The organism is Colwellia sp. KS18-150, assembly GCF_057551365.1.
In genome coordinates, this window is the sequence record NZ_BAAJMC010000011.1 from 64,805 (window position 1) to 86,964 (window position 22,160).

Here is a 22,160-nt window from a genome sequence, read left to right on the forward strand (position 1 = left end):
GAACATAGGGTATGAAATATTTTTTAACGGTTGTTCTGCTTTGTATTAATTGTACTGCTATCGCACAAGAGCCTAGTGAAGAGCAAAAAATCGCGAGTACATTAGACACCTTTCACCAAGCTGCAGGCAGTGCTAATGCAGATCAATATTTAAGCTTATTAACAGAAGATGCGATATTTTTAGGCACAGATGCCAGTGAGCGATGGAATAAAAAACAATTCTCTGAATTTGTTTTACCTTATTTTAATCAAGGGAAAGGCTGGCTTTATGTTCCCGTAGAGAGAAATATAAGTATGCTAGAAGGGGAATCAGCGGCCTTTTTTGATGAAGTTCTTTTCAATAAAAAATATGGTCACTGCCGAGGCTCTGGCGTGTTAGTGAAAACTAAGCAAGGTTGGCAAATAAATCAGTATAACTTAACTTTTTTAGTCCCTAACGGGGTTGCGATGCAAGTGACAGAAAAAATAAAACAATATGAGAGCAACAAGGTGAACGATGAACAATAAACTCAGTGACGATTTATCAGTAGGGATAATTGGTTGTGGCTGGCTTGGTCAGGCACTTGCAGTAACGCTACTAGAGCAAAAAATTTCGCTACTTGCCACTAGTAGTAAATTAGAAAATATTGAGAAATTAACTCAACAAGGTATTCCAGCTAAACAGCTTGTGCTACCTGCTAACGCTACTGAGCTAACTCAGCACGATATTTTTTCTATGCACACACTTGTTATTGCTATTCCTCCACAGTTTAAACAAGGAAAAGTTGACTATGCTGATAAAATTAGTCAGTTGGTTTCAGGCGCTAAAGAAAGGGGCTTAGTTAAACGTATAATATTATTATCAAGTACGGCTGTTTACACTGGCTTGTCAGGTATTGTGGATGAAGAAGCGCAGTTGAACTTTACCGTGGATAAAGTTAATAAGCTCTATCAGGCTGAGCAGGCGGTGTTATCTTTTTCACCTCAAGGAAGTGTCTTAAGGTTATCAGGGTTGGTCGGCCCTAACCGTCACCCAGGTAAGTTCTTGTTAGCTAAAAAAGTATTGAATAATGCTAATGGAAAAATAAATCTTATTCATCAAAAAGATGCGGTGGGCTTAATTATATCTCTATTAGCCGAGAGTTCGCCTCAAGGAATATTCAATGGAGTCAGCGATAATCATGCATCTAAAAAGTCTTATTACCAACAAGCGGCAAAAGCATTAGCTTTATCGCCACCTATATTTTCAGATGATACGAGTAATGAAACACGTATCGTTAGTGGTGAAAAAGCTAAGCAGCTTTTAACACATTCATTTATTTACCCAGACTTGCTTGCTTGGTTATAATAGCCGCCACAATTGCTCATGGTTTTCTCTTTTGAATCTACTTTCCCATAAATTTCTTGCTCGACATAAACTGAAATTGCTATTCGTTTTAGTTTGGTTGCATGTTTCTGTGTTGGATTTGTTTTATTTAACTTACCATGGGCCGGTTTTTTTATGGCATGAAAATACTCAGTTACTCACCATAGCTGTGCACCTTTGTATTGCGTTGTTAACAACATTATTTTTTTACTTGCTATCGTTGTTGTTTAGTAAGCTATCAACAAAGAGTCGATAGTTATGCGTGTTGTATTGGCACCGATGGAAGGTGTTCTAGATCACCTGATGCGAGATTTGCTGACCAAAGTGGGTGGTTATGATTTATGTGTCACTGAGTTTGTTCGTGTCGTTGAGCAAACCATTTCAGATAGAGCCTTCTTTCGTGCCTGTCCCGAGTTAAAAAATGCCAATGCCTATGGCTGCACTACCCAAGCAGGAACACCTGTAAGAGTGCAATTACTAGGACAACACCCCCATTGCATGGCGGATAATGCCGCAAAAGTAATAGAGCTTGGCTCCCACGGTATTGATATCAATTTTGGTTGCCCTGCAAAAATGGTCAATAAAAATCGTGGCGGCGCGGTATTATTAAAAGATCCTGAAGACCTTTATCAAATTGTTAGTGCTGTGAAAAAGGCCGTGCCGGAAGATGCGATTGTCAGTGCTAAAATTCGTTTAGGCTACGAAGATAAAAGCCTTGCTATTGAAAATGCTCAAGCGATAGAAGCGGCAGGTGCAAATGAGCTTACCGTACACGCTAGAACTAAAGTTGAAGGTTATAGGCCTCCGGCACATTGGCAGTGGATAGCTAAGATAAAACAAAACATTACTATTCCCGTTATTGCTAATGGCGATATTTTTAACCAAGCTGATGCTCAAAAGTGTCGAGAAGTCTCTACCTGTAGTGACATCATGGTGGGGCGTGGTGCGTTAATGCTGCCTAATTTAGCGCATGTTATTAAGCAAGAAGGTACGCTAATTTCTAACCCTAACCACCAAGCTAGTGTTACTGCTATGCCTTGGCATGAAGTACAAGCCTTATTGCTTAATTATACTCAGTGCGAAACCTATGGTGATAAAAGTAAATACTACCCTAATCGAATTAAACAATGGCTTAAATATTTGAAGTTACAATATGTTGAAGCCGACTCATTATTCCAAGAAATCCGTACCATGAAAACCGTACAGGAAATCATTGCAACCTTGTAAACATTTACGCTAGCTTATTTTTTTGCGATCATTTTGTAAATCGTTAAAAAAATATTCAAAAACTTGCATCCTTTTCCTCGTTACCTCGTCTTTATAGTTGAAAGTCTTTTTAATTGATAAAATGAGGTAATAAACCATGACTAAATACGAAAAAGAAACCACTCAAAACGAAAGTTGTAACTGTCAATGCCAGTGTTGCAATAATGACTGTCAATGTTCGTGTCAGAGTGTATGCTGTAATGATGAGCAGTGTACTTGTGTACCAACAAGTAACTGTGGTTGTTAGTTAACTAAAGGTGATTACTACGCGCTAGCGATCACCTTTAATACCAATGTATTTGATATAGCCTTAGAAGGAGGATATATGGTTGAAACTATTTGGCGTCAATTTCATCAGCAGCTGTTAGCTTTTATTTATACTAAAGTAAATGATCACCAAATAGCTGAAGATATTTTGCAGGAAGTGTTTATTAAAGTTCACCAGAAGCTTGATAACTTGACTGAGGAAAGTAAGTTACAGGCTTGGCTGTATCAAATTTGCCGCAATACTATTATTGATTATTATCGTAGCAGACAGCAAATTACCTTAAGTGAGCAACTAGATGAAAATATACCCGCAGAGCCAGCACAAGAGGATCAAGGCCAACTAAGCCGATGTTTAAAAATTCTTATTGCTGATTTGCCAGAGCAATACAACGAGATCCTTTTGAGCAGTGAATTACAAGAAGAAAAACAGCAAGTGATTGCTGAACAAAATCAGCTAAGTTTAAGTGCGGTGAAATCACGAATTCTTCGAGGACGAGAGCAGCTTAAGAAGAAGTTACAAAGCTGTTGTGATTTTGAGTTTAATGAGTTTGGAGCACAAGCCCAATGTAAAAATCACTGTGGTTGTGAAAAATAAAAAAGGGAGTGATGTCACTCCCTTTTTTATAGGTCAATTAAAAGCTAGGTAGTAATGCTTTTGGCATAAACTGATTTAATTCACCATCATTAATTATTGCTGAAGCTTCAACAATATCAGGAGCGAAGTATCTGTCTTTATCATAAAAAGCAACAGTTTCGCGTAATATCGCTTTAGCTTGCTCTATCATTGGCGAGCCTTTAAGTGGTGCCCTAAAGTCTAAACCTTGCGCTGCCGCTAAGTATTCAACAGCTAATACACCATTAGTGTTTTCGCTCATATCCACTAATCGACGACCTGCAAAAGCGGCCATAGAAACATGGTCTTCTTGATTCGCAGAAGTAGGTAAACTATCAACAGAAGCTGGGTGCGCTAAGGTTTTATTTTCTGAAGCAAGTGCAGCAGAAGTGACTTGTGCAATCATAAAGCCTGAATTCACCCCGCCATTATCGACTAAAAATGGTGGTAGCTTACTTAAACTAGCATCTATTAATAATGCCATTCTGCGCTCAGATAAGGAGCCAATTTCAGCAATTGCCAACGCTAAGTTATCTGCTGCCATGGCGACTGGCTCCGCGTGGAAATTACCCGCAGAAATAAAATCACCTTCATTGGCAAATACTAACGGGTTATCAGTCACGCCATTAGCTTCAACATGTAACACTTCTGCGGCTTGACGAATTTGTGTTAAGCAGGCGCCCATCACTTGTGGCTGACAACGTAATGAATAGGGATCTTGAACCTTTTCACAATCAACATGCGACTGGGCAATTTCAGAATCTTCAGTTAATACATGACGGTAGGCACTCGCAGCATCAATTTGACCTTGTTGGCCTCTGACAAAGTGAACACGATGATCAAAAGGAGCACGGCTACCTTTGGCTGCCTCTACGGTTAATGAGCCAATAGTAGTACCAGCAGCGTATAAGTCTTCCGCTTGAAATAAACCTTCTAAAGCAAAAGCTGTTGAAGCTTGAGTTCCATTGAGCAATGCTAGACCTTCTTTAGCTGCCAACGTAATAGGCTCAAGTCCGGCAAGCTTCAAACCTTCAGCTGCAGGAATGATTTGATCTTGATATGACATTTCCCCTTCACCTAATAAAGGTAAAACCATATGTGATAATGGCGCTAAATCACCAGAGGCTCCCACTGAGCCTTTTTTTGGTACGCAAGGATATACTTGGGCATTGAGTAAAGTAATTAATGCTTGAATAACCAGTAGACGAATACCAGAAAAACCACGCGATAATGAGTTGATTTTCAGCACCATCATTAAACGAACTGTCGTATCTTCCATATATTCGCCAAAGCCTGCTGAATGAGAAAGTACAATTGAGCGCTGTAATAGCTCTAGCTCATCATTTTTGATACGAGTACTAGCCAGTAAACCAAAGCCAGTGTTGATACCATAAACGACACGGTCATCTTTTATCACTTGTTGAACAGCATCAGCGCTTTTATTGATGTCATCAAAAGCATTTTCATCTAACGAATACTCAATTCCGTCATAACGACTAACTGCTCTTAGCTCTGCTAGAGTGAGTTGCCCTGGGATGATATTTAATTTATCAATTGTCATTATTAAGCCCCTTTCTTACCATTTACGCCATCGATCATAGGAAGATCAAGTTCCTGCTCTTGAGCACAATTTATTGCAATATCATATCCCGCATCAGCATGACGCATCACACCTGTTGCTGGGTCATTCCATAATACTCTGCCAAGGCGAGTCGCTGCTGCATCTGTTCCATCAGCAACGATAACCACACCTGCATGTTGGCTAAAGCCCATACCAACACCACCACCGTGATGTAAACTTACCCAAGTTGCACCACCAGAAGTTGATAGTAATGCATTAAGTAAAGGCCAGTCAGAGACAGCATCTGAGCCATCTAACATACTTTCAGTTTCACGATTAGGTGAGGCTACTGAGCCAGAATCTAAATGATCGCGACCGATAACAACTGGCGCTGACAACTCACCACTTTTTACCATGTCATTAAAAGCTAACGCTAAACGAGCTCTGTCTTTTAAACCTACCCAGCAAATTCTTGAAGGTAAACCTTGAAAAGCAATACGCTCTTTTGCCATATCTAACCAGTTATGCAGGTGAGGATTGTCAGGAATCAACTCTTTAACCTTGGCATCGGTTTTATAAATATCTTCTGGATCACCCGATAAAGCTACCCATCGAAATGGACCTATACCTTCACAGAAAAGTGGGCGTACATAAGCAGGAACAAAGCCAGGAAAATCAAAGGCATTTTTTACGCCTTCTTCAAGTGCCATTTGACGAATGTTATTACCATAGTCGGTAGTAGCAGCACCAGCGGTTTGTAAATCAAGCATGGCTTGTACTTGTACGGCCATTGACTGTTTAGCGGCTTTAACAACGCCAGCTTCATCTTTTTGACGCATGTCAGCAGCATATTCCATGCTCCATCCTTGTGGCAGGTAACCATTAAGAGGATCATGGGCTGAGGTTTGATCGGTAACTACATCGGGGGTAATGCCACGTTTAACTAATTCAGGAAATACATCGGCAGCATTACCTAATAAGCCTACTGAAACAGCTTCGCCATTAGCAGTAGCTTCATTGATAATAGCTAATGCTTCATCTAGAGAGGTAGCTTTTTTGTCAACGTAACGGGTTTGTAACCTGAAATCGATACGAGATTCATCACATTCAACCACTAAGGCTGAAAAACCAGCCATGGTAGCAGCTAATGGCTGCGCGCCACCCATGCCACCTAAACCACCGGTTAATACCCATTTTCCTTTAGCACTGCCGCCAAAGTGTTGTTTTGCCATGGCAACAAAGGTTTCATAGGTACCTTGAACTATGCCTTGTGAGCCAATATAGATCCAAGATCCTGCGGTCATTTGGCCATACATCATCAGGCCTTTTTTATCTAGCTCATTAAAATGTTCCCAGTTTCCCCAATTAGGAACCAAATTAGAATTGGCTATTAATACTCTTGGGGCATCACTATGAGTTTTGAAAACACCGACAGGTTTACCTGACTGAACCATTAAGGTCTCATCGTCTTCAAGGCGATTTAATACTTCGATGATTTTGTCATAACATTGCCAATTACGTGCAGCACGACCAATGCCACCATATACGACTAATGATTGTGGATGCTCTGCAACCTCCACGTCTAAATTATTCATCAGCATGCGTTTCGCGGCTTCTGTTAACCAGCTTTTTGCGGTTATTTTATTACCGCGATCTGCGCGGATCACTCTTGAAGTATCAAGGCGTGGGTCTGTATTTGTGGTCATGTGATTTCCTCAGTAAAAACTATAAATAGACTATAGTTGTTATTTGCATTATTTCATCAAGGCGTACTTATTTAATTAACTACGCCTGACTTAAAAAATTAAATGATTACCTAATCGATATTTACTACCTGGTGCGGTTAATATAGCGACACTCACTACACCTTTGCTTGACCAAGTACGTCTTTTAACTTGTAAGCAAGGCTCGCTGTTTTTTATATCGAGTAATTGACAGATTTCATCATCAGCTAATACCGCTTCAATTTCATGAGTTGCCTCAGTTAATGGGGCGACATCGGATAAATATTCATGAGGGGTAATATCGGTAAAGTTTTGTAATAAATATTCAGGTACTAATGACGCATTGACATAACGTTGTTCTAATTGAATGGCTTGATCATTTTCAAAATGTAAAACTTGTGAATAGTAAACGTGTTCATTATTTTTTAAATTGAGTAAAATAGCGATTTCTTCGGTTACAGCAATTGATTTAAGCATGAGCTGTTTAGCATGATGTTTATGGCCTCGCTCTTGAATTTCCTCGCTGATATTACGGATTTTTAAAAGTGAAGACTGAGACTTAAAAGTGGCAACAAAAGTACCAGAGCCTTGAGAGCGAACTAGAATACCTTGCTCTGTTAATTCTTGTAGAGCTCGGCGAGCAGTCATACGACTTACATCAAACTGTTGAGTTAGCTCATTTTCAGAAGGTACTTTATAATGTTGGGGCCATTGACCTGATTCAATTTTTTGGCAAATATGCTGTTTAATAACAATATATTTAGCGGTTTTCTCATTAGAATTGATTTTAGTTACGCTCATGATATGCCAATAGGGTTATTGATAGTATAAGTTGTATATACAATCTCACAAGTCACCCTTAAATGCAATAGTTGTATATACAACTATTGCTAATTTTATTGTTCTCGGCTAAAGTTATTGTCTAAACCTCTTCTAAATCGGCTTTCTACCATGGCTATTCAAAATCAAATGCCTGTTTCAACTGAACTTTGGCAAACGCTATTTATCAACGTTAACTTAGCAACCATGACACATGGCAGTGAAAGTTATGGTGAAGTTTTGGATGCTGCACTTGCTATCAGTAACGGTAAAATTGTTTGGTTAGGTAAGCAAGCGGACTTACCTGAGTATGATGAGCAGCAGCTTACCGTTATTGATGGTGAGCAGAAATGGCTGACGCCGGGTTTAATTGATTGCCATACTCACCTTGTTTATGGTGGTAATCGAGCCAATGAATTTGAAATGCGTTTGCAAGGTAAAAGCTATCAAGAAATAGCAGAAGCAGGCGGCGGAATTGTTTCAACGGTTACAGCAACACGTACTGCGACAGAAACAGAATTGTTAGCTAGTGCGCTGCCAAGATTGTTATCCTTGTATCAAGAGGGCGTAACAACCGTTGAGATTAAATCAGGCTATGGTTTAGATTTTGACAATGAAATAAAGATGCTGAAAGTTGCAGGGCAATTAGCACAAGAATTACCTATGACAATCAAGCGCACTTTTTTAGGGGCTCATGCTTTACCGCTAGAATATAAAGACGATGCAGATGGTTATATAAAATTAGTTTGCGAACAAATGATGCCAGCAATTGCAGAGCAAAAACTTGCCGATTGTGTTGATGTATTTTGTGAAAATATTGGCTTTAATCTTAGCCATACTGAACAAGTTTTTAAATCGGCTAAACAACATGGCTTAGCTATCAAGGTACACGCTGAGCAACTATCCGATTTGGGTGGAACAGAATTGGCGGCAAGTTATCAGGCTTTATCAAGCGATCATGTCGAGTTTTTATCTGAGCAAGGGGTAAAAGCGATGAAAGCGGCAAATATGACCGCAGTTCTTTTACCTGGTGCGTTTTACTTTTTACGTGAAACCCAATTGCCACCTATTGATTTGCTCCGCAAACATGGTGTCGACATGGCTATTGCCAGTGATACTAATCCCGGCTCTTCACCACTTTGTTCATTACAGTTGATGTTAAATATGGCTTGCACCTTTTTTAGGTTAACGCCTAATGAGGCATTGGCCGGTGTTACGTGTAACGCTGCAAAAGCGTTAGGATTATCAAATACTAAAGGTCAACTTGCTGTCGGGTTTGATGCGGATATCGCCCTTTGGAACATAAGCCAGCCGGCTGAGCTATGTTATCAGTTTGGGGTAAATCCTCTAAACGGCTTGTTTAAAAAAGGCCAGCCAGTGCTTTAACATTAGTAAGTCGTTATTATTTATAGCAGTATTGAAATTCTATTGGCTTTATCTTGTTCTTATATCTCTAGTGGTTTAAATATCACAAAAATATAGTGGCTCTCCATACTTTTTAATGAAGTTTGGTATACACTTAATGGGATTAATAAAAGTTTAATGTTTGGGTACTCCTTTGAATAATAAGATAATTGTATATTTAATCTGGCTGTGTACTGTGATTGTTGTGCCAACGGTCTACAGTAATGAAGATTGCCATTCAATCACTCTAACTGATAATTGCGTGCAAGTTATTGTCAGTAATAAGCAGGGTGAGTTATTAGAAGATATGGTGGTTTATCTCGAGCCTCTTGATGGACAAATATTAGAAAAATCATCTAAAGAGGTTGTTATTGGTCAACTTGGGAAGTCTTTTAGCCCCTATGTAAGTGTTAGCCAAGTAGATGGAATGGTTAGCTTTGTTAATCAAGATGATATTACCCATCATATATATTCTGCAGGAAGCGATAATAAATTCTCTTTCAAAATCCGCGCAGGGCAAACCAACTCCTTAACACAATTTAACCAAGCTAATGAAGTGGCTATGGGGTGTAATATTCATGATTGGATGAGTGGTTACTTATTAGTGGTGAATACGCCGTACTTTGGTAAAACGAACGAGCAAGGGCTAGCTAATTTTATTATTAGCAAGCAAGGTAACTATCGGCTTGTGGTGTGGCATCCACAAATGAAAAGTAGTGATAATCGCTATACCATTGAAAAAAATATTGTGGAAAATTCAACATTTACAGTTGAATTAACAGCAGAAATCGCAGATATTCCCTTACAAGAAAATGATGATGATTTTGATTTCTTATCGGATTACTAATTAGGCCTATAGAGAGTTAATCAGTGAAAAGTCTACAAAATAAAATATTCTTACTTTTTGTCTTGTTGCTATTAACAGTACAGGCGATAGCTTTTTGGACCTTATATAGTGCCAATCAAAATCAAGAAGCTGCAGAGATTAATAATCGCTTAACGACAGCGAAGACCATTTTTAATGAATTATTTGATAGGCGATTAGACTATCTTGCCGCCTTTGCTGAAACAGCTGCTAAGGATTATGGTTTAAAAGAAGTCTTTAATGATGACACTCGTAGTTTGTTGGTGGCACTCAATAATCATCGAAAGCGTATTGATGCTGATTTGGCTATGGCTATTTCAGCAGAAGGGAAAATAACGGGACAATTACAACGGTATTTTATCGATAGCACTCGCAGTAAAATAAAACAGGGTGCTGAACGTGGTACTAACTTTCGTTTTACAGATTGGCTTGAATCGGGACAGTCTGCTCACTTATATGTCATTGATGAAGCTATTTATCAATTAAGTTTGTCACCAGTTTCTGTTGGCAATAAGGCCATTGGTTGGATAGCATTTGGTTTTCAAATTGATCAACGTTTAGCGGCTGAATTTACTAATATTACCAATTTAAATACCGACTTTATTACTAAGTATGATAACCAATGGCATTTAGTTGCTACATCGAGTAAAAGTACTCAACCAGAGCTGGAGTTAACTTTTGCTAAAAATGTCATTCAAGGCATCATACCTGAGCAATATATTGCCACCCATTCATTAATTACAGAATTCGACGAACAAGAGTTTGGCGTCATTATGTATGGCTTACGTGCTAACTTTGTCGCGCTTTTACAAGAACAGTGGTGGAAACTATTAATGCTAGCAGTACTAACATTATTCGTTTCCTTAACCAGTGCTTATTTAATTGCTGGCTCCATAAGTAAACCGATAAAACGCTTAGTGGCCCAAGCAAAAGTTATCGCTAGCGGTGATTACCAACAAACAGTCACTTTAAAAGATAAGAATGAAATTGGCCAATTAGCTGAAGAATTTAACCAAATGCAATCGGCGGTATTGCAACGTGAAGAAGCGATAACCCATTATGGTAGTCATGATCCGCTAACCGATTTACCTAACCGAAATGTCCTTAACGAAACATTAAAAAGCCTAATCCAGCAGCAACAAAATTTTGTGTTACTGCATTTGAATTTAAGTCGCTTAAAAGATGTTAATGACACCTTAGGACATGATGTTGGCGATGAAGTTATTAAAGAGCTGGCAAGGCGATTAATTAAACTTTGTGATATTACTAATTTCAAAAAATTAATGCATTTAGGCGCAGACGAATTTGTTTTACTGGCTGACAACCTAGACATAGATGATACCGTTGCCCAAATACAGGCTGAGCTAGAGCCTACTTTTAATTACCAAGGTATAAGCTTGCAGTTACAGGTGCGGATGGGGATTGCAATTTCACCTCAGCACTCCAGTGATGCTAAAACAATAGTACAAATGGCTGATACAGCGCTACATAATACAAGAGAAACAGGTAAGTTGGTGCAAATTTATCAGCCGGAACTTGATGTCAATACGGTTGATCGTCTCAACCTTATTAATGATTTAAAGCAGGCTATTCCTGCGGGTGAGTTGGAGTTACACTTTCAACCAAAACTCTGTTTAAAAACTAAAGTTGTCACTCATGTAGAAGCCTTAGTTCGTTGGCAACACCCAAGTTTAGGTATGGTTCCACCTGATGACTTTATACATATTGCTGAACAAACCGGGCAAATAAAAGCATTAACGCGCTGGGTATTTTCTACGGCGTTAGCTCAATTTAATACCTGGCAGACATTGGGCTTAAATTTGAATATCGCAGTGAATGTTTCTGCTGAGAATTTAAAAGAATCTGACTTTCACCAGTTCATTTGCCAATCCTTAGCAAGTGCGAATGTTCCTTCTGAAAAAGTCACCTTAGAAGTAACTGAGAGCTCCGTTGTTGAAGATCCTGAATCGGCGATTAAGTTATTAAGTGCTTTTAAGGAGCACGGCATTAAAATTTCAATTGATGATTACGGAACGGGTTATTCTTCGTTGGCACAATTGAAACAGTTACCCGTTCACGAGTTAAAAATTGATAAATCTTTCGTTCAACGATTAGAGCAAGATGAAGATGATCAAATTATTGTTCGCTCAACCATTGAACTTGCTCATAATATGGGTCTGCATGTAGTGGCAGAAGGTATTGAAGATGAGTTTTCATTAAATTGGTTAACAGAGCATGGTTGTGAGTTAGCTCAAGGATACTTTATTAGTAGACCAAAGCCAGAAAGTGACTTAACTCCTTGGTTACTAGAACAAATTAACCCAAAAGTATTCAGAGAAAATACTGAGGAAAATGTGTGATAAATCGACAATGGATTTTTTACTGCTTAGTGAGCTTAGCGTTAATCTTTTCAATGAGTACCAGTGAGGCAGTTGAGTATAAAGTACATGGAGTATTGGATGTTCGAGCCAGTAGTACTGACTCTGTAGATAAAGGCTATATTGCAGGTGGACAAGGAAAGTTTGCTTTAAGTAACGGTCAACAGTTTTCGATAGCACAAGCTGGAGCTGAGCTTAGCGCGCATTGGGAAAATGGTTTAAGCGCTCAAGCTGTTTTTAATGGTTATCTTGATGATGAAGACAGCGCGATTGGTTTAACAGAAGGCTTTATCAAATATAAAACGTTACCTAGTGAAAATGGCTATCGCTTACAAGTTAAAGGGGGCATATTTTACCCTGAAATCTCTCTCGAAAATAATGCCTTTGCGTGGGCCAGTAAAAACACTTTAAATTCTTCTACTTTAAATACTTGGATTGGGGAAGAGATCCGTGTTCTAGGGTCTGAATTTAAAGTAACACGGTTAGGCCGAATGAATGATAACGCTTTTGATCTGTCTTTTTCTGCTAGTGCATTTGTTAATAATGACCCCGCTGGAGCACTGCTTTCTTGGCATGGCTGGACCATGAGTAGTCGACAAACATTGTGGGGCGAAGCACGCGCGTTCCCTTGGTTTCCTGCGCTTGGCGAGGGTGGAGCACTTGCTGGACAAGCGGGTAAATCAGAGCCCTTTTTAGAATTGGATAACCAGCTCGGATATCACGTTCGCGGAGAATGGGAGTTACATGGTAAAGGTGAAATCTCTGTGGGTTATTATGATAATAATGCGACCCCATATAAAGTAAAAAATGGCCAGTATGGTTGGCATACAAGGTTCTATCACTTGGGCGCAAGCTGGCGTTTTAGTCAAAACCTTTCACTAATTGGACAATATTTATCTGGTGATACTTTAATGCAATCGCATCTTCGTGAAGATGTTGTCAATAATGATTATGCTAGTGGCTTTGTGGCATTAACCTATAACTGGCAATCGTTACTTGGTAATAAACAGCATAAAACCACAATGCGAGTAGAAGATTTTTCTGTTACCGATAATGACAACACTTGGGGAGATAACAACACTGAAGATGGTCAAGCTTTTACCTTCAATCACAGTTATCGATTAACTAAACATTGGTTCTTATCCGCCGAGTTTAATTATATTGATAGCCATAGACCTGCACGATATTATGCACACGACCCTGTGGACTTAATTGAAAAACAATGGCAATTAGCTGGCCGATATTTCTTTTAAATGCAGTTTAGCTCGACTCGGGAAGTTGGTAAAAATCCCGTCAACACCAAGTGCTTTCATGGTATTAATATCTTCAATTTCATCAACGGTATATACATAGACTTTTAAGCCACGATGATGGGCATCTTGCACAAATGCCTCAGTAATAAAATCAACATCAATATGCACTGAAAAACTAGCTAACTTTGCTGCAAACTTTGCATATTCTAGTGGTGAGCAAGCTGTTAGAGCACCTATTTTAAAATCAGGTCTTTGCTGGTGGAGTTTAGACAATAATCTGTGATCAAAGGAAGAGATTAACACTTCATTATTTGTCAGTGCGGTATTATTCAAAGCATCATCAAGGTAACTGAATAGTAAATCAATATCTTCAACACCTTTTAGCTCAATATTAATCGTGCACTTGCCGGCAATTAAATTAAGCACTTCATCTAACGTGGGAATTTTTTCGCCAAGACCTGCATCTAAACTACGTAAATGTTCATAGCTGTGTTGAAGTATTTGGCCTTTGCCGGAAGTCGTGCGGTGTAGCCATCTGTCGTGAATAACCATGAGTTTATCTTCCACTTGATGGATATCTATTTCAATACCGTCAGCATTAGCCAATAAAGCCGCTTCAAAGGCGAGCAGGGTGTTTTCAGGTTCAGTGCCACTGGCGCCACGATGGGCAAAAATTAACATAGAGACTACAGATGTTTGATACATTAATGATAGTTTTGAGTATAATGCTAAAAACTTCAAAGTAGTTAAACTAATTTCATGTCTGATAATGCAAAACGCTTAAATAAATACATCAGTGAGTCTGGCTTTTGCTCTCGTCGCGGCGCAGATAAACTTATTGAAGAAAAGCGCGTTACCATCAATGGAAAGTTGCCAGAGCTTGGAACAAAAGTATTGCCAGGTGATATCGTTAAAGTTGATGGTAAAGCAATTGCTGCTAGCGCCAAAAATAAATCTGATCGTATTTACATTGCCTATAACAAACCTGTAGGTATCACTTGCACGTCTGAGGCACATGTTCGCGGTAATATTATTGATGCTATCGGCCATAAAGAGCGGATTTTCCCCATCGGCCGTTTAGATAAACCTTCTGAAGGTTTGATTTTTTTAACCAGTGACGGAGATATTGTTAATAAGATTTTGCGCGCTGAAAATGCTCATGATAAAGAATATATAGTGACCGTCGATAAACCCATTAGCGAACGCTTTATTGAGCGTATGTCTCGTGGTGTCCCTATTTTAGGTACTATTACCAAGCCTTGTATTGTGCGAGTAAAAAGTCGTTTCGTATTTACTATTATTTTAACGCAAGGGCTTAACCGCCAAATTCGTCGCATGTGTGAATATCTAGACTACGAAGTTACAAAACTCAAGCGTTCACGCATTATGAATGTCGAATTAGGGCAATTAAAACCAGGGCAATGGCGAGACTTAACCTCGTCTGAAATGGCCGAGATTAATCAAGCTGTTGCAGGCTCTAGTAAGGTTGCGCCAGAAAATACGGTTAGCCATAAAAAAAACAATCACAGCAAAAAGGTTATTCATGTTAATAACCCTTCAACTAAATCGTCTAACCCACCGCGAAGAAGTAAGCTATCAACGAATAAGAAATAACGTTATTCGTTGATAGCACTCGCAGCTAAACCATACTCTCTTTTACATCGATAAATCTTAATGATAGCTCATCGAGCACTTGTGGGTCGTCTATGGTTGATGGAATATCTATATCTTGGCCATCAATCATTTGTCTTAAGGTTTTACGTAAAATCTTACCAGAGCGCGTTTTGGGTAAACGCTCAACAATAATTAAATCTTTTAAAGAAGCGATAGCACCTATTTCCGCACGTACTTTATTTTTTAAGGCAGAAATAAGTGATTCATCACTTTCACTAATACCGTTTTTAATTACCACCAAGCCAAAAGGCACTTGTCCTTTTAACGAACAGTGAATACCTATAACAGCGCATTCTGCAACAGCATTATGACCAGATAATACCTCCTCCATTTCGCCGGTTGAGAGGCGATGACCTGCAACATTAATGACATCATCGGTTCTTCCCATAATAAATAAATAACCTGTTTCATCAATGTAGCCACCATCACCGGTGATATAATAACCAGGATGTGTGGATAAATAGCTGTCTTTAAAGCGGGCTTCATCGTGATAGATAGTGGCTAAGCAGCCCGGAGGCATTGGTAATTTTATGGCAACAGTGCCTTGTTGGTTGGCAGGGAGTGATTCGCCAAAAGCATCAAGGATTTGAACATTAAAGCCCGGGACAGGGATGCCTGCCGATCCGGCTTTGGTCGGGGCTAAGTGAGTGCAATTTTCATCGGTAAAAGGGGTGGATGCAATCGCCCAACCGGTTTCGGTTTGCCACCAATGATCAACAACAGGTAATTGTGTTTTGTCTTGTAGCCAATGATAAGTTGCAGGGTCTAATCTTTCACCCGCTAAATATAAACGTTTTAAATGGGGTAATTGATGAATATTCAATAATGCCCCGTTTGGATCTTCTTTCGCAATGGCTCTAAATGCGGTTGGAGCGCTGAATAATGCGTTAACTTGATACTCTTCACACACTCGCCAAAAAGCCCCTGCGTCAGGAGTTTTAATGGGCTTTCCTTCAAATAAAATGGTGGTACAGCCAGCCATTAATGGTGCATAAACAATATAAGAGTGCCCAACAACCCAGCCAACATCTGATGCCGCCCAAAACGTATCACCCGATTTCATTCCATATACATGCTTCATGCTATAAAGCATAGCAACAGCGTGACCTCCGTTATCTCGTACCACACCTTTAGGTTTTCCTGTTGTTCCTGAAGTGTAAAGAATATATAGGGGGTCGGTACTTTTTACCGAAATAGGAGCTATGGCTTTTGCTGATAGCATCAGTGATTGCCAATCTAAATCTATGTCGTCATTTAACTGTGCCGTTAACTGTTCTCGTTGATAAATAATACAATGGTTGGGTTTGTGTTCAGCCTCTGTTATTGCTTGATCTAGTAACGGCTTATAAGGGATCAGTTTGTCAATTTCAATGCCGCAACTGGCACTAACAATCACTTTAGGCTGGGCATCGTTAATACGGATAGCTAATTCTTTTGCGGCAAACCCGCCAAATACCACCGAATGAATAGCCCCTATGCGAGCGCAAGCTAGCATGGCTATGGCAGCGTGTGGGATCATTGGCATGTAGATAAGAACTCTATCGCCTTTTTCTATGCCTTGGTTTTGTAATACATGGGCGAACTTAGCCACTAATTCGGTGAGTTGGCTGTAAGTAAAGGTCTGCTTTTTATTGGTGACTGGCGAGTCATAAATTAAAGCGATTTGCTCGCCACGTCCTTGTTCAATATGGAGATCTAACGCTAGATAGCAGGTATTGAGCTCACCATCGGCAAACCAGTCATGCCAGTTGTTCTTATTTGTCGACAATATAGAGTGTGGCTCTTTATACCAAGCAACCAGTTTAGATTGCTTTTTCCAGTATGAGTCATCGTAATCGGTGGGACTTTGCTGGTGTTCTAATATTGTCATAACCTGTCTCTCTTATAATAATTGGATTAAATTAGTATAAAATGTCGACAACTTATTGCTATTAGACTTTAGGCTAGCCCCTAAACATTAATTAATATCCCCTGACATTATTCAATATTCAGTAAATTTGCAGGAGAGAACTGATCTGTCAATATACGAGTCTTTTCAGGCCAATCTTGATTGTTTTTGGTGTATATCATATTTTGATAAAGCTGCTTGATATCCACATTGTAAGGCGTTAAATCATTGTCTAGTTTAGTTATTAATGCCGGCTTAACACGCATGTCAGTAAAACCGTTTTTATTAACGATAATAATGCGGTTAGAGTTAACTTTATTGACAACTTGGATAAAGTCGCCAAAAACCGCCTGATAAGTTGCTGACTCATGAGCATATAGCTCACTTAACGAGAAGGTATTTGCACTTAAAATGCCATCATCACTAAGTAACGCTTTAGTTTCTTGTAAAAATTCTTTCGTTAATAAATGCTCAGGAATATAGTCACCATTAAAAGCATCTAAAATAATCCAATCATAACTTTGCTTTTTCAGCAGTGCTCGCTTAATGAAGATCCGGCCATCTTGGGTATAAGTATTAACTTGGTCACTTTCAATGAAACCAAAGTATTCACGGGCTACTTTTATTACCGCTGGATCTATTTCTACATTATCAATGTGACTTGTTGGATAAAGCTCTGCTAAGGTGTTTGACATGGTACCGCCACCTAAACCAATAATTAAAATACGCTTAGGCTCAGGGTTTAACAATAAACTGGTCATCATTAATTTAGTATAATTAAAAACTAATTCTTTTGGTTGGCTTTTTAAATAGCAGCTTTGTTGTGTTTTAGTGCTTTTAACATTAAATTTAAGACAACGTAAATCACCCTTATCTTCCACTAATATATTGCGATAAAGTGAACGCTCTTGGTGAACTATTCTAGCCTCAACAATAGCTGTCGAAAATATTAATACCAGCAAAAATATATATTTAAACATGACTCAACTCCGCTTGGCGTGCATGGCTTAGTTTATTGATTACTATCGCCAGTAAACCTAAACAGGCAAGTAGGCCACAAAAGGTGAAGATAATGTTGTTAATTTCAAACCAAAGTATTAAATAAAAGGACGTGACTATTGTTCCTAGCGCACTGCCTAATGTCGATATAAAGTATAATTTACCGGCAACCTGACCACTTTCATCTGAGTTAGTCACTAATAGGCGTACTGAGTAAGGAGAGAGCATACCCAGTATGACTGTTGGAATAAAAAATAATGCCATTGACGCTAATAAAGAGCCATAACGAGAGTCTTCTACCGATAAAAATATTGCTTCCATTATGCCCTGACTAAATAAAGCTATGGGTAATAAAGTGATAGCGGCACATAGAAAGATAATGCCGTAGGTAGTTAGTGATGGTGAGCGGGTGGAAAGTTTACCGCCTAATAAGTAACCCAGGGATAAGCTGAGCATAAACACGGTTATTATGCTGCCCCAGATGTGCACCGAACTACCGAAAAATGGCGCTAATATTCTCCCCCCCAGTAATTCTATGCCCATAATACTAAAGCCACTAGTAAAGGCGAGTAGGTAAATAAATAGATTCGAGTATTTTGAGGTGTTATTCATATTTTTCAGTAACTTATTTCTTGTTGTTTTAGAACAGATGTTCAGAATAAGCTATTTTACTGACATTTGGTAGTGTACTGCGTCAAAGTCACCAATGGGATCTTGATGTAGGTATTGACGTACAAAGTGCATACCAATTTTTTTCATTACACCGATAGAGCCAGTGTTCTCTTTAATGGCTAGTGCGGAAAAGTATTCCACGTCTGCTTGATTCGCAATCGCATTTTTAATAGTGATGGCGGCTTCTGTGGCATATCCTTTACCCCATGATTTTTTAAAAAATCGCCAACCTAGCTCAATATCCTTGAGCTTAGGGTTGTCAGAAAAAAAATCCATCGGTCTAACAAGCACCCAACCCAAATATTTATTACTATTTTTGTCTAACACTTGCCAAATTCCCCAACCTTTATCAACATTCATATAGGTCAGCATACGGGGAATGAATACCGTATTAATGGTATCTAAACTATTAGGTTTGCCGCCATTGATAAATTGCATCACCTCGGGATCTTGATCGAGCTGCCAAAGTGCTTGTGCATCTTTGGCGTCCATCAACCGAAAAGATAATCGAGCTGAGTCTTGAATCATAAGCATTTACTGTCTTCCTTTTCGAGTTGATTTTTCGAGTAAATTTTTCGTGTAAAGTGTCGCTAAATTCTAGCTCAATAACGGTTTTAAAAAGCGCGCAGTATGCGAAACTTTATGCTGAGCAACGTCTTCTGGCGTACCGGTTACTAATATTTCACCACCACCGGAGCCACCTTCTGGTCCTAAGTCGATTATCCAGTCAGCGGTTTTAATAACATCTAAATTATGCTCAATAACAACTATGGTATTACCGTGATCGCGTAGGCGGTGGATAACATGCAGTAATTGTTTTATATCATGAAAATGCAAACCTGTGGTTGGCTCATCCAAAATATAGAGGGTTTTACCTGTATCGCGTTTAGATAATTCTTTAGATAGTTTTACTCGCTGTGCTTCACCACCTGAGAGGGTTGTTGCCGACTGACCCAATTTAATATAGCCCAAGCCAACATCAAGTAAGGTTTGTAATTTACGTTTAACGGCAGGAATGGCATTGAAAAATTCAAACGCATCTTCAATGGTCATGTCTAACGTTTCATGGATGTTTTTGCCCTTGTATAAAACTTCTAGGGTTTCACGATTGTAACGCTTTGATTTACACACATCACAAGGTACGTACACATCAGGTAAAAAGTGCATTTCCACTTTTATCAAACCATCCCCCTGACACGCTTCACATCTTCCACCTTTGACGTTAAAGCTAAAGCGTCCCGGTTTATAACCACGAGAGCGTGACTCTTGTGTAGCGGCAAAAATATCACGAATGGCGGTGAATATACCGGTATAAGTTGCTGGGTTAGAACGTGGCGTTCTTCCAATAGGGCTTTGATCAATATCGATAACTTTGTCTAGGTGTTCTAGGCCAGAGATAGATTTATGGGGAGCTGGTTCATCTACCGTTGCGCCATTTAGCTCTATATGAGCAAGTTTGTACAAGGTGTCATTAATCAGTGTTGATTTTCCAGAGCCAGAAACACCAGTGATACAGGTCATTAAGCCGTTAGGAATAACTAAATCAACATTTTTTAAGTTATTGCCATTTGCGCCTTTGAGTTCAACAATATTCTTTTTATCAAACGGGTGACGTTTTTTAGGTGTTTCAATTTCTTCAGCGCCTGATAAGTATTTTCCTGTAAGTGAGTCCTTACATTTTAATATATCGTCAACCTTGCCTTGGGCAATAATCTCACCACCATGTACCCCAGCACCAGGGCCAATATCGATAACAAAATCGGCAGCTCGAATGGCATCTTCATCGTGCTCTACTACGATTACAGTGTTGCCTAAATCACGTAAGTGGATAAGTGTATTTAATAAGCGTTCATTATCTCTTTGATGTAAACCGATCGAAGGCTCATCAAGGACATACATAACACCAACTAATCCGGCACCAATTTGACTAGCTAAACGAATACGTTGTGCTTCACCACCTGACAAGGTATTAGCGCCACGTGATAAGTTTAAATAATTCAAACCAACATTAACTAAAAAACCTAAACGTTCATTAATTTCTTTTAATATTTTTTCGGCAACTTGGCCTTTCTGGCCGGTTAAATTTAAGCCTTGAAAAAAATCTAAAGCATCGGCAATGGCAAATTCTGCCACTACAGGCAGTGGCGTATCATCAATGAAGACATTACGCGCTTCTAGGCGCAGGCGACTGCCATTACAATCCGGGCAATGCTGACTGTTTAAGTATTTAGATAATTCGTCACGTACCGCATTTGATTCCGTTTCTTTATAGCGGCGCTGCATATTATTAATAATGCCTTCAAAAGGGTGTTTTCTATGAACAACATCGCCGCGATCGTTCATGTATTTAAATTCAATTTCTTGCTCGCCACTACCATAAAGAACAACTTTTTGTGCTTCTTTACTTAGATCTTTAAAGGGTTTATCGACGGCAAACTTATAGTGCTCAGCCAATGCTTGTAGCATTTGAAAATAATAAAAATTACGCTTGTCCCAGCCGCGTACAGCACCGCCAGCTAGGCTTAATTCTTCATTAGCAATAATTCGCGTACTATCAAAAAACTGTTCTATACCTAAGCCATCACAAGTTTGGCAGGCACCTGCTGGATTGTTGAAAGAGAATAAACGCGGCTCCAATTCTTGCATGCTGTAACCACAATGAGGACAAGCGAAGTTGGCTGAGAACAATAACTCTTCTCTATCTGGCTCATCCATAAAGGCAACTTTGGCGGTTCCGGCGGTTAGCCCTAAAGTTGTTTCAAAGGATTCAGATAAACGTAATTGAATATCATCGCGTACTTTTAAACGGTCAACGACGACTTCAATGGTGTGCTTTTTGTGTAACTCTAGTGTTGGTGGATCAGATAAGTCACATACTTCACCATCTATTCTGGCGCGAATAAAGCCTTGAGCTGCTAAATTATCTAGCAGTTTAATATGCTCACCCTTACGATTTTGTAAAACGGGTGCCAATAACATCACCTTAGTGCCTTCTTCAAGCTCTAAGACTTTATCTACCATTTGCGATACGGTTTGAGCGGCAAGGGGCTGTTTGTGCGTTGGGCATCTCGGCTCACCGACGCGCGCATACAACAAGCGTAAATAATCATATATTTCAGTGATTGTTCCCACCGTTGAACGGGGGTTATGAGACGTTGATTTTTGTTCAATAGAGATTGCCGGTGATAAACCTTCAATGTGGTCTACATCAGGTTTTTCCATTAAGGATAAAAATTGACGAGCATAAGCTGATAAAGATTCAACATAACGACGTTGTCCTTCGGCATACAAGGTATCAAAAGCCAGCGATGACTTACCTGAGCCAGAAAGTCCGGTGATAACAACTAATTTATCGCGAGGGATCTCTAAACTGATATTTTTAAGGTTATGGGTACGCGCGCCTCTGACTTCAATATTTCTCATTTTTATCCAC

18 protein-coding genes are annotated in these 22,160 nt (G+C 39.3%); 9 read left to right on the forward strand and 9 right to left on the reverse strand.

The window, feature by feature from the left end; translation table 11 throughout:
* The first annotated feature begins 11 nt into the window (after positions 1-11).
* The 4 genes from AC27IF_RS13590 to AC27IF_RS13605 all read left to right on the forward strand — a co-directional run bounded on the left by AC27IF_RS13590 (position 12) and on the right by AC27IF_RS13605 (position 3,472).
* Positions 12-506, forward strand: coding sequence for a nuclear transport factor 2 family protein (locus AC27IF_RS13590; RefSeq protein ID WP_487054876.1), 495 nt, complete (start codon positions 12-14; stop codon positions 504-506).
* A complete protein-coding gene (locus AC27IF_RS13595; RefSeq protein WP_487054877.1) occupies positions 496-1,326 on the forward strand; it encodes an NAD(P)-binding domain-containing protein in 831 nt (276 codons plus the stop codon). The genes AC27IF_RS13590 and AC27IF_RS13595 overlap by 11 nt, the downstream gene beginning before the upstream one ends.
* 276 nt (positions 1,327-1,602) lie before the next feature.
* Complete coding sequence (locus AC27IF_RS13600) at positions 1,603-2,571, forward strand: tRNA-dihydrouridine synthase (protein ID WP_487054878.1); 969 nt, start codon at positions 1,603-1,605, stop codon at positions 2,569-2,571.
* A 364-nt stretch (positions 2,572-2,935) separates the two neighbouring features.
* Positions 2,936-3,472, forward strand: a complete 537-nt coding sequence (locus tag AC27IF_RS13605; protein WP_487054879.1) for a sigma-70 family RNA polymerase sigma factor — start codon at positions 2,936-2,938, stop codon at positions 3,470-3,472.
* 37 nt (positions 3,473-3,509) lie between these two features.
* Here AC27IF_RS13605 and hutH read toward each other — a convergent pair whose 3' ends face one another.
* The 3 genes from hutH to hutC all read right to left on the reverse strand — a co-directional run bounded on the left by hutH (position 3,510) and on the right by hutC (position 7,576).
* Positions 3,510-5,051, reverse strand: a complete 1,542-nt coding sequence (gene hutH, locus AC27IF_RS13610; RefSeq protein ID WP_487054880.1) for a histidine ammonia-lyase — start codon at positions 5,049-5,051, stop codon at positions 3,510-3,512.
* A 2-nt stretch (positions 5,052-5,053) separates the two neighbouring features.
* Positions 5,054-6,757, reverse strand: a complete 1,704-nt coding sequence (gene hutU, locus AC27IF_RS13615; protein ID WP_487054881.1) for a urocanate hydratase — start codon at positions 6,755-6,757, stop codon at positions 5,054-5,056.
* 90 nt (positions 6,758-6,847) lie between these two features.
* Complete coding sequence (gene hutC, locus AC27IF_RS13620) at positions 6,848-7,576, reverse strand: histidine utilization transcriptional repressor HutC (protein WP_487054882.1); 729 nt, start codon at positions 7,574-7,576, stop codon at positions 6,848-6,850.
* 150 nt (positions 7,577-7,726) lie between these two features.
* On the opposite strand from hutC, the gene hutI reads away from it, so the two are divergent.
* The 4 genes from hutI (at position 7,727) to AC27IF_RS13640 (ending at position 13,494) form a co-directional block, all read left to right on the forward strand.
* Positions 7,727-8,980, forward strand: a complete 1,254-nt coding sequence (gene hutI, locus AC27IF_RS13625) for an imidazolonepropionase (RefSeq protein WP_487054883.1) — start codon at positions 7,727-7,729, stop codon at positions 8,978-8,980.
* A gap of 172 nt (positions 8,981-9,152) precedes the next feature.
* On the forward strand, positions 9,153-9,845 hold the full coding sequence (locus tag AC27IF_RS13630; protein WP_487054884.1) for a cupredoxin domain-containing protein: 693 nt from the start codon (positions 9,153-9,155) through the stop codon (positions 9,843-9,845).
* A gap of 23 nt (positions 9,846-9,868) precedes the next feature.
* A complete protein-coding gene (locus AC27IF_RS13635) occupies positions 9,869-12,223 on the forward strand; it encodes a bifunctional diguanylate cyclase/phosphodiesterase (RefSeq protein WP_487054885.1) in 2,355 nt (784 codons plus the stop codon).
* A complete protein-coding gene (locus AC27IF_RS13640) occupies positions 12,220-13,494 on the forward strand; it encodes a hypothetical protein (RefSeq protein WP_487054886.1) in 1,275 nt (424 codons plus the stop codon). The genes AC27IF_RS13635 and AC27IF_RS13640 overlap by 4 nt, the downstream gene beginning before the upstream one ends.
* Here AC27IF_RS13640 and AC27IF_RS13645 read toward each other — a convergent pair.
* Entirely contained in the window at positions 13,471-14,175 is a 705-nt protein-coding gene (locus AC27IF_RS13645) for a glycerophosphodiester phosphodiesterase (protein WP_487054887.1), read from the reverse strand. The two genes, AC27IF_RS13640 and AC27IF_RS13645, sit on opposite strands and share 24 nt — an antisense overlap.
* A gap of 78 nt (positions 14,176-14,253) precedes the next feature.
* On the opposite strand from AC27IF_RS13645, the gene rluF reads away from it, so the two are divergent.
* Complete coding sequence (gene rluF / locus AC27IF_RS13650) at positions 14,254-15,108, forward strand: 23S rRNA pseudouridine(2604) synthase RluF (RefSeq protein ID WP_487054888.1); 855 nt, start codon at positions 14,254-14,256, stop codon at positions 15,106-15,108.
* A 25-nt stretch (positions 15,109-15,133) separates the two neighbouring features.
* Here the strand turns inward: rluF and AC27IF_RS13655 are convergent, their stop codons facing one another.
* From AC27IF_RS13655 to uvrA, 5 genes are all read right to left on the reverse strand, one after another.
* Entirely contained in the window at positions 15,134-17,038 is a 1,905-nt protein-coding gene (locus AC27IF_RS13655) for an AMP-binding protein (RefSeq protein WP_487054889.1), read from the reverse strand.
* Between the two features lie 107 nt (positions 17,039-17,145).
* Positions 17,146-18,036 (reverse strand): spermidine synthase, encoded by an 891-nt coding sequence (locus AC27IF_RS13660; RefSeq protein ID WP_487054890.1) that lies wholly within the window; start codon positions 18,034-18,036, stop codon positions 17,146-17,148.
* On the reverse strand, positions 18,029-18,667 hold the full coding sequence (locus AC27IF_RS13665; RefSeq protein ID WP_487054891.1) for a fused MFS/spermidine synthase: 639 nt from the start codon (positions 18,665-18,667) through the stop codon (positions 18,029-18,031). The genes AC27IF_RS13660 and AC27IF_RS13665 overlap by 8 nt, the downstream gene beginning before the upstream one ends.
* Before the next feature lie 51 nt (positions 18,668-18,718).
* Positions 18,719-19,261, reverse strand: coding sequence for a GNAT family N-acetyltransferase (locus AC27IF_RS13670; protein ID WP_487054892.1), 543 nt, complete (start codon positions 19,259-19,261; stop codon positions 18,719-18,721).
* 63 nt (positions 19,262-19,324) lie between these two features.
* On the reverse strand, positions 19,325-22,150 hold the full coding sequence (uvrA, locus tag AC27IF_RS13675) for an excinuclease ABC subunit UvrA (RefSeq protein ID WP_487054893.1): 2,826 nt from the start codon (positions 22,148-22,150) through the stop codon (positions 19,325-19,327).
* Positions 22,151-22,160: the final 10 nt, after the last annotated feature.

Coding starts and splice junctions, on each gene's coding strand:
- rluF (WP_487054888.1), top strand. CDS start 14,254: ATGTCTGATAATGCAAAACGCTTAAATAAATACATCAGTGAGTCTGGC.
- AC27IF_RS13600 (WP_487054878.1), top strand. CDS start 1,603: ATGCGTGTTGTATTGGCACCGATGGAAGGTGTTCTAGATCACCTGATG.
- uvrA (WP_487054893.1), bottom strand. CDS start 22,150: ATGAGAAATATTGAAGTCAGAGGCGCGCGTACCCATAACCTTAAAAAT.
- AC27IF_RS13660 (WP_487054890.1), bottom strand. CDS start 18,036: ATGTTTAAATATATATTTTTGCTGGTATTAATATTTTCGACAGCTATT.
- AC27IF_RS13645 (WP_487054887.1), bottom strand. CDS start 14,175: ATGTTAATTTTTGCCCATCGTGGCGCCAGTGGCACTGAACCTGAAAAC.
- AC27IF_RS13605 (WP_487054879.1), top strand. CDS start 2,936: ATGGTTGAAACTATTTGGCGTCAATTTCATCAGCAGCTGTTAGCTTTT.
- AC27IF_RS13590 (WP_487054876.1), top strand. CDS start 12: ATGAAATATTTTTTAACGGTTGTTCTGCTTTGTATTAATTGTACTGCT.
- hutU (WP_487054881.1), bottom strand. CDS start 6,757: ATGACCACAAATACAGACCCACGCCTTGATACTTCAAGAGTGATCCGC.
- hutH (WP_487054880.1), bottom strand. CDS start 5,051: ATGACAATTGATAAATTAAATATCATCCCAGGGCAACTCACTCTAGCA.
- hutC (WP_487054882.1), bottom strand. CDS start 7,576: ATGAGCGTAACTAAAATCAATTCTAATGAGAAAACCGCTAAATATATT.
- AC27IF_RS13670 (WP_487054892.1), bottom strand. CDS start 19,261: ATGCTTATGATTCAAGACTCAGCTCGATTATCTTTTCGGTTGATGGAC.
- hutI (WP_487054883.1), top strand. CDS start 7,727: ATGGCTATTCAAAATCAAATGCCTGTTTCAACTGAACTTTGGCAAACG.
- AC27IF_RS13595 (WP_487054877.1), top strand. CDS start 496: ATGAACAATAAACTCAGTGACGATTTATCAGTAGGGATAATTGGTTGT.
- AC27IF_RS13655 (WP_487054889.1), bottom strand. CDS start 17,038: ATGACAATATTAGAACACCAGCAAAGTCCCACCGATTACGATGACTCA.
- AC27IF_RS13665 (WP_487054891.1), bottom strand. CDS start 18,667: ATGAATAACACCTCAAAATACTCGAATCTATTTATTTACCTACTCGCC.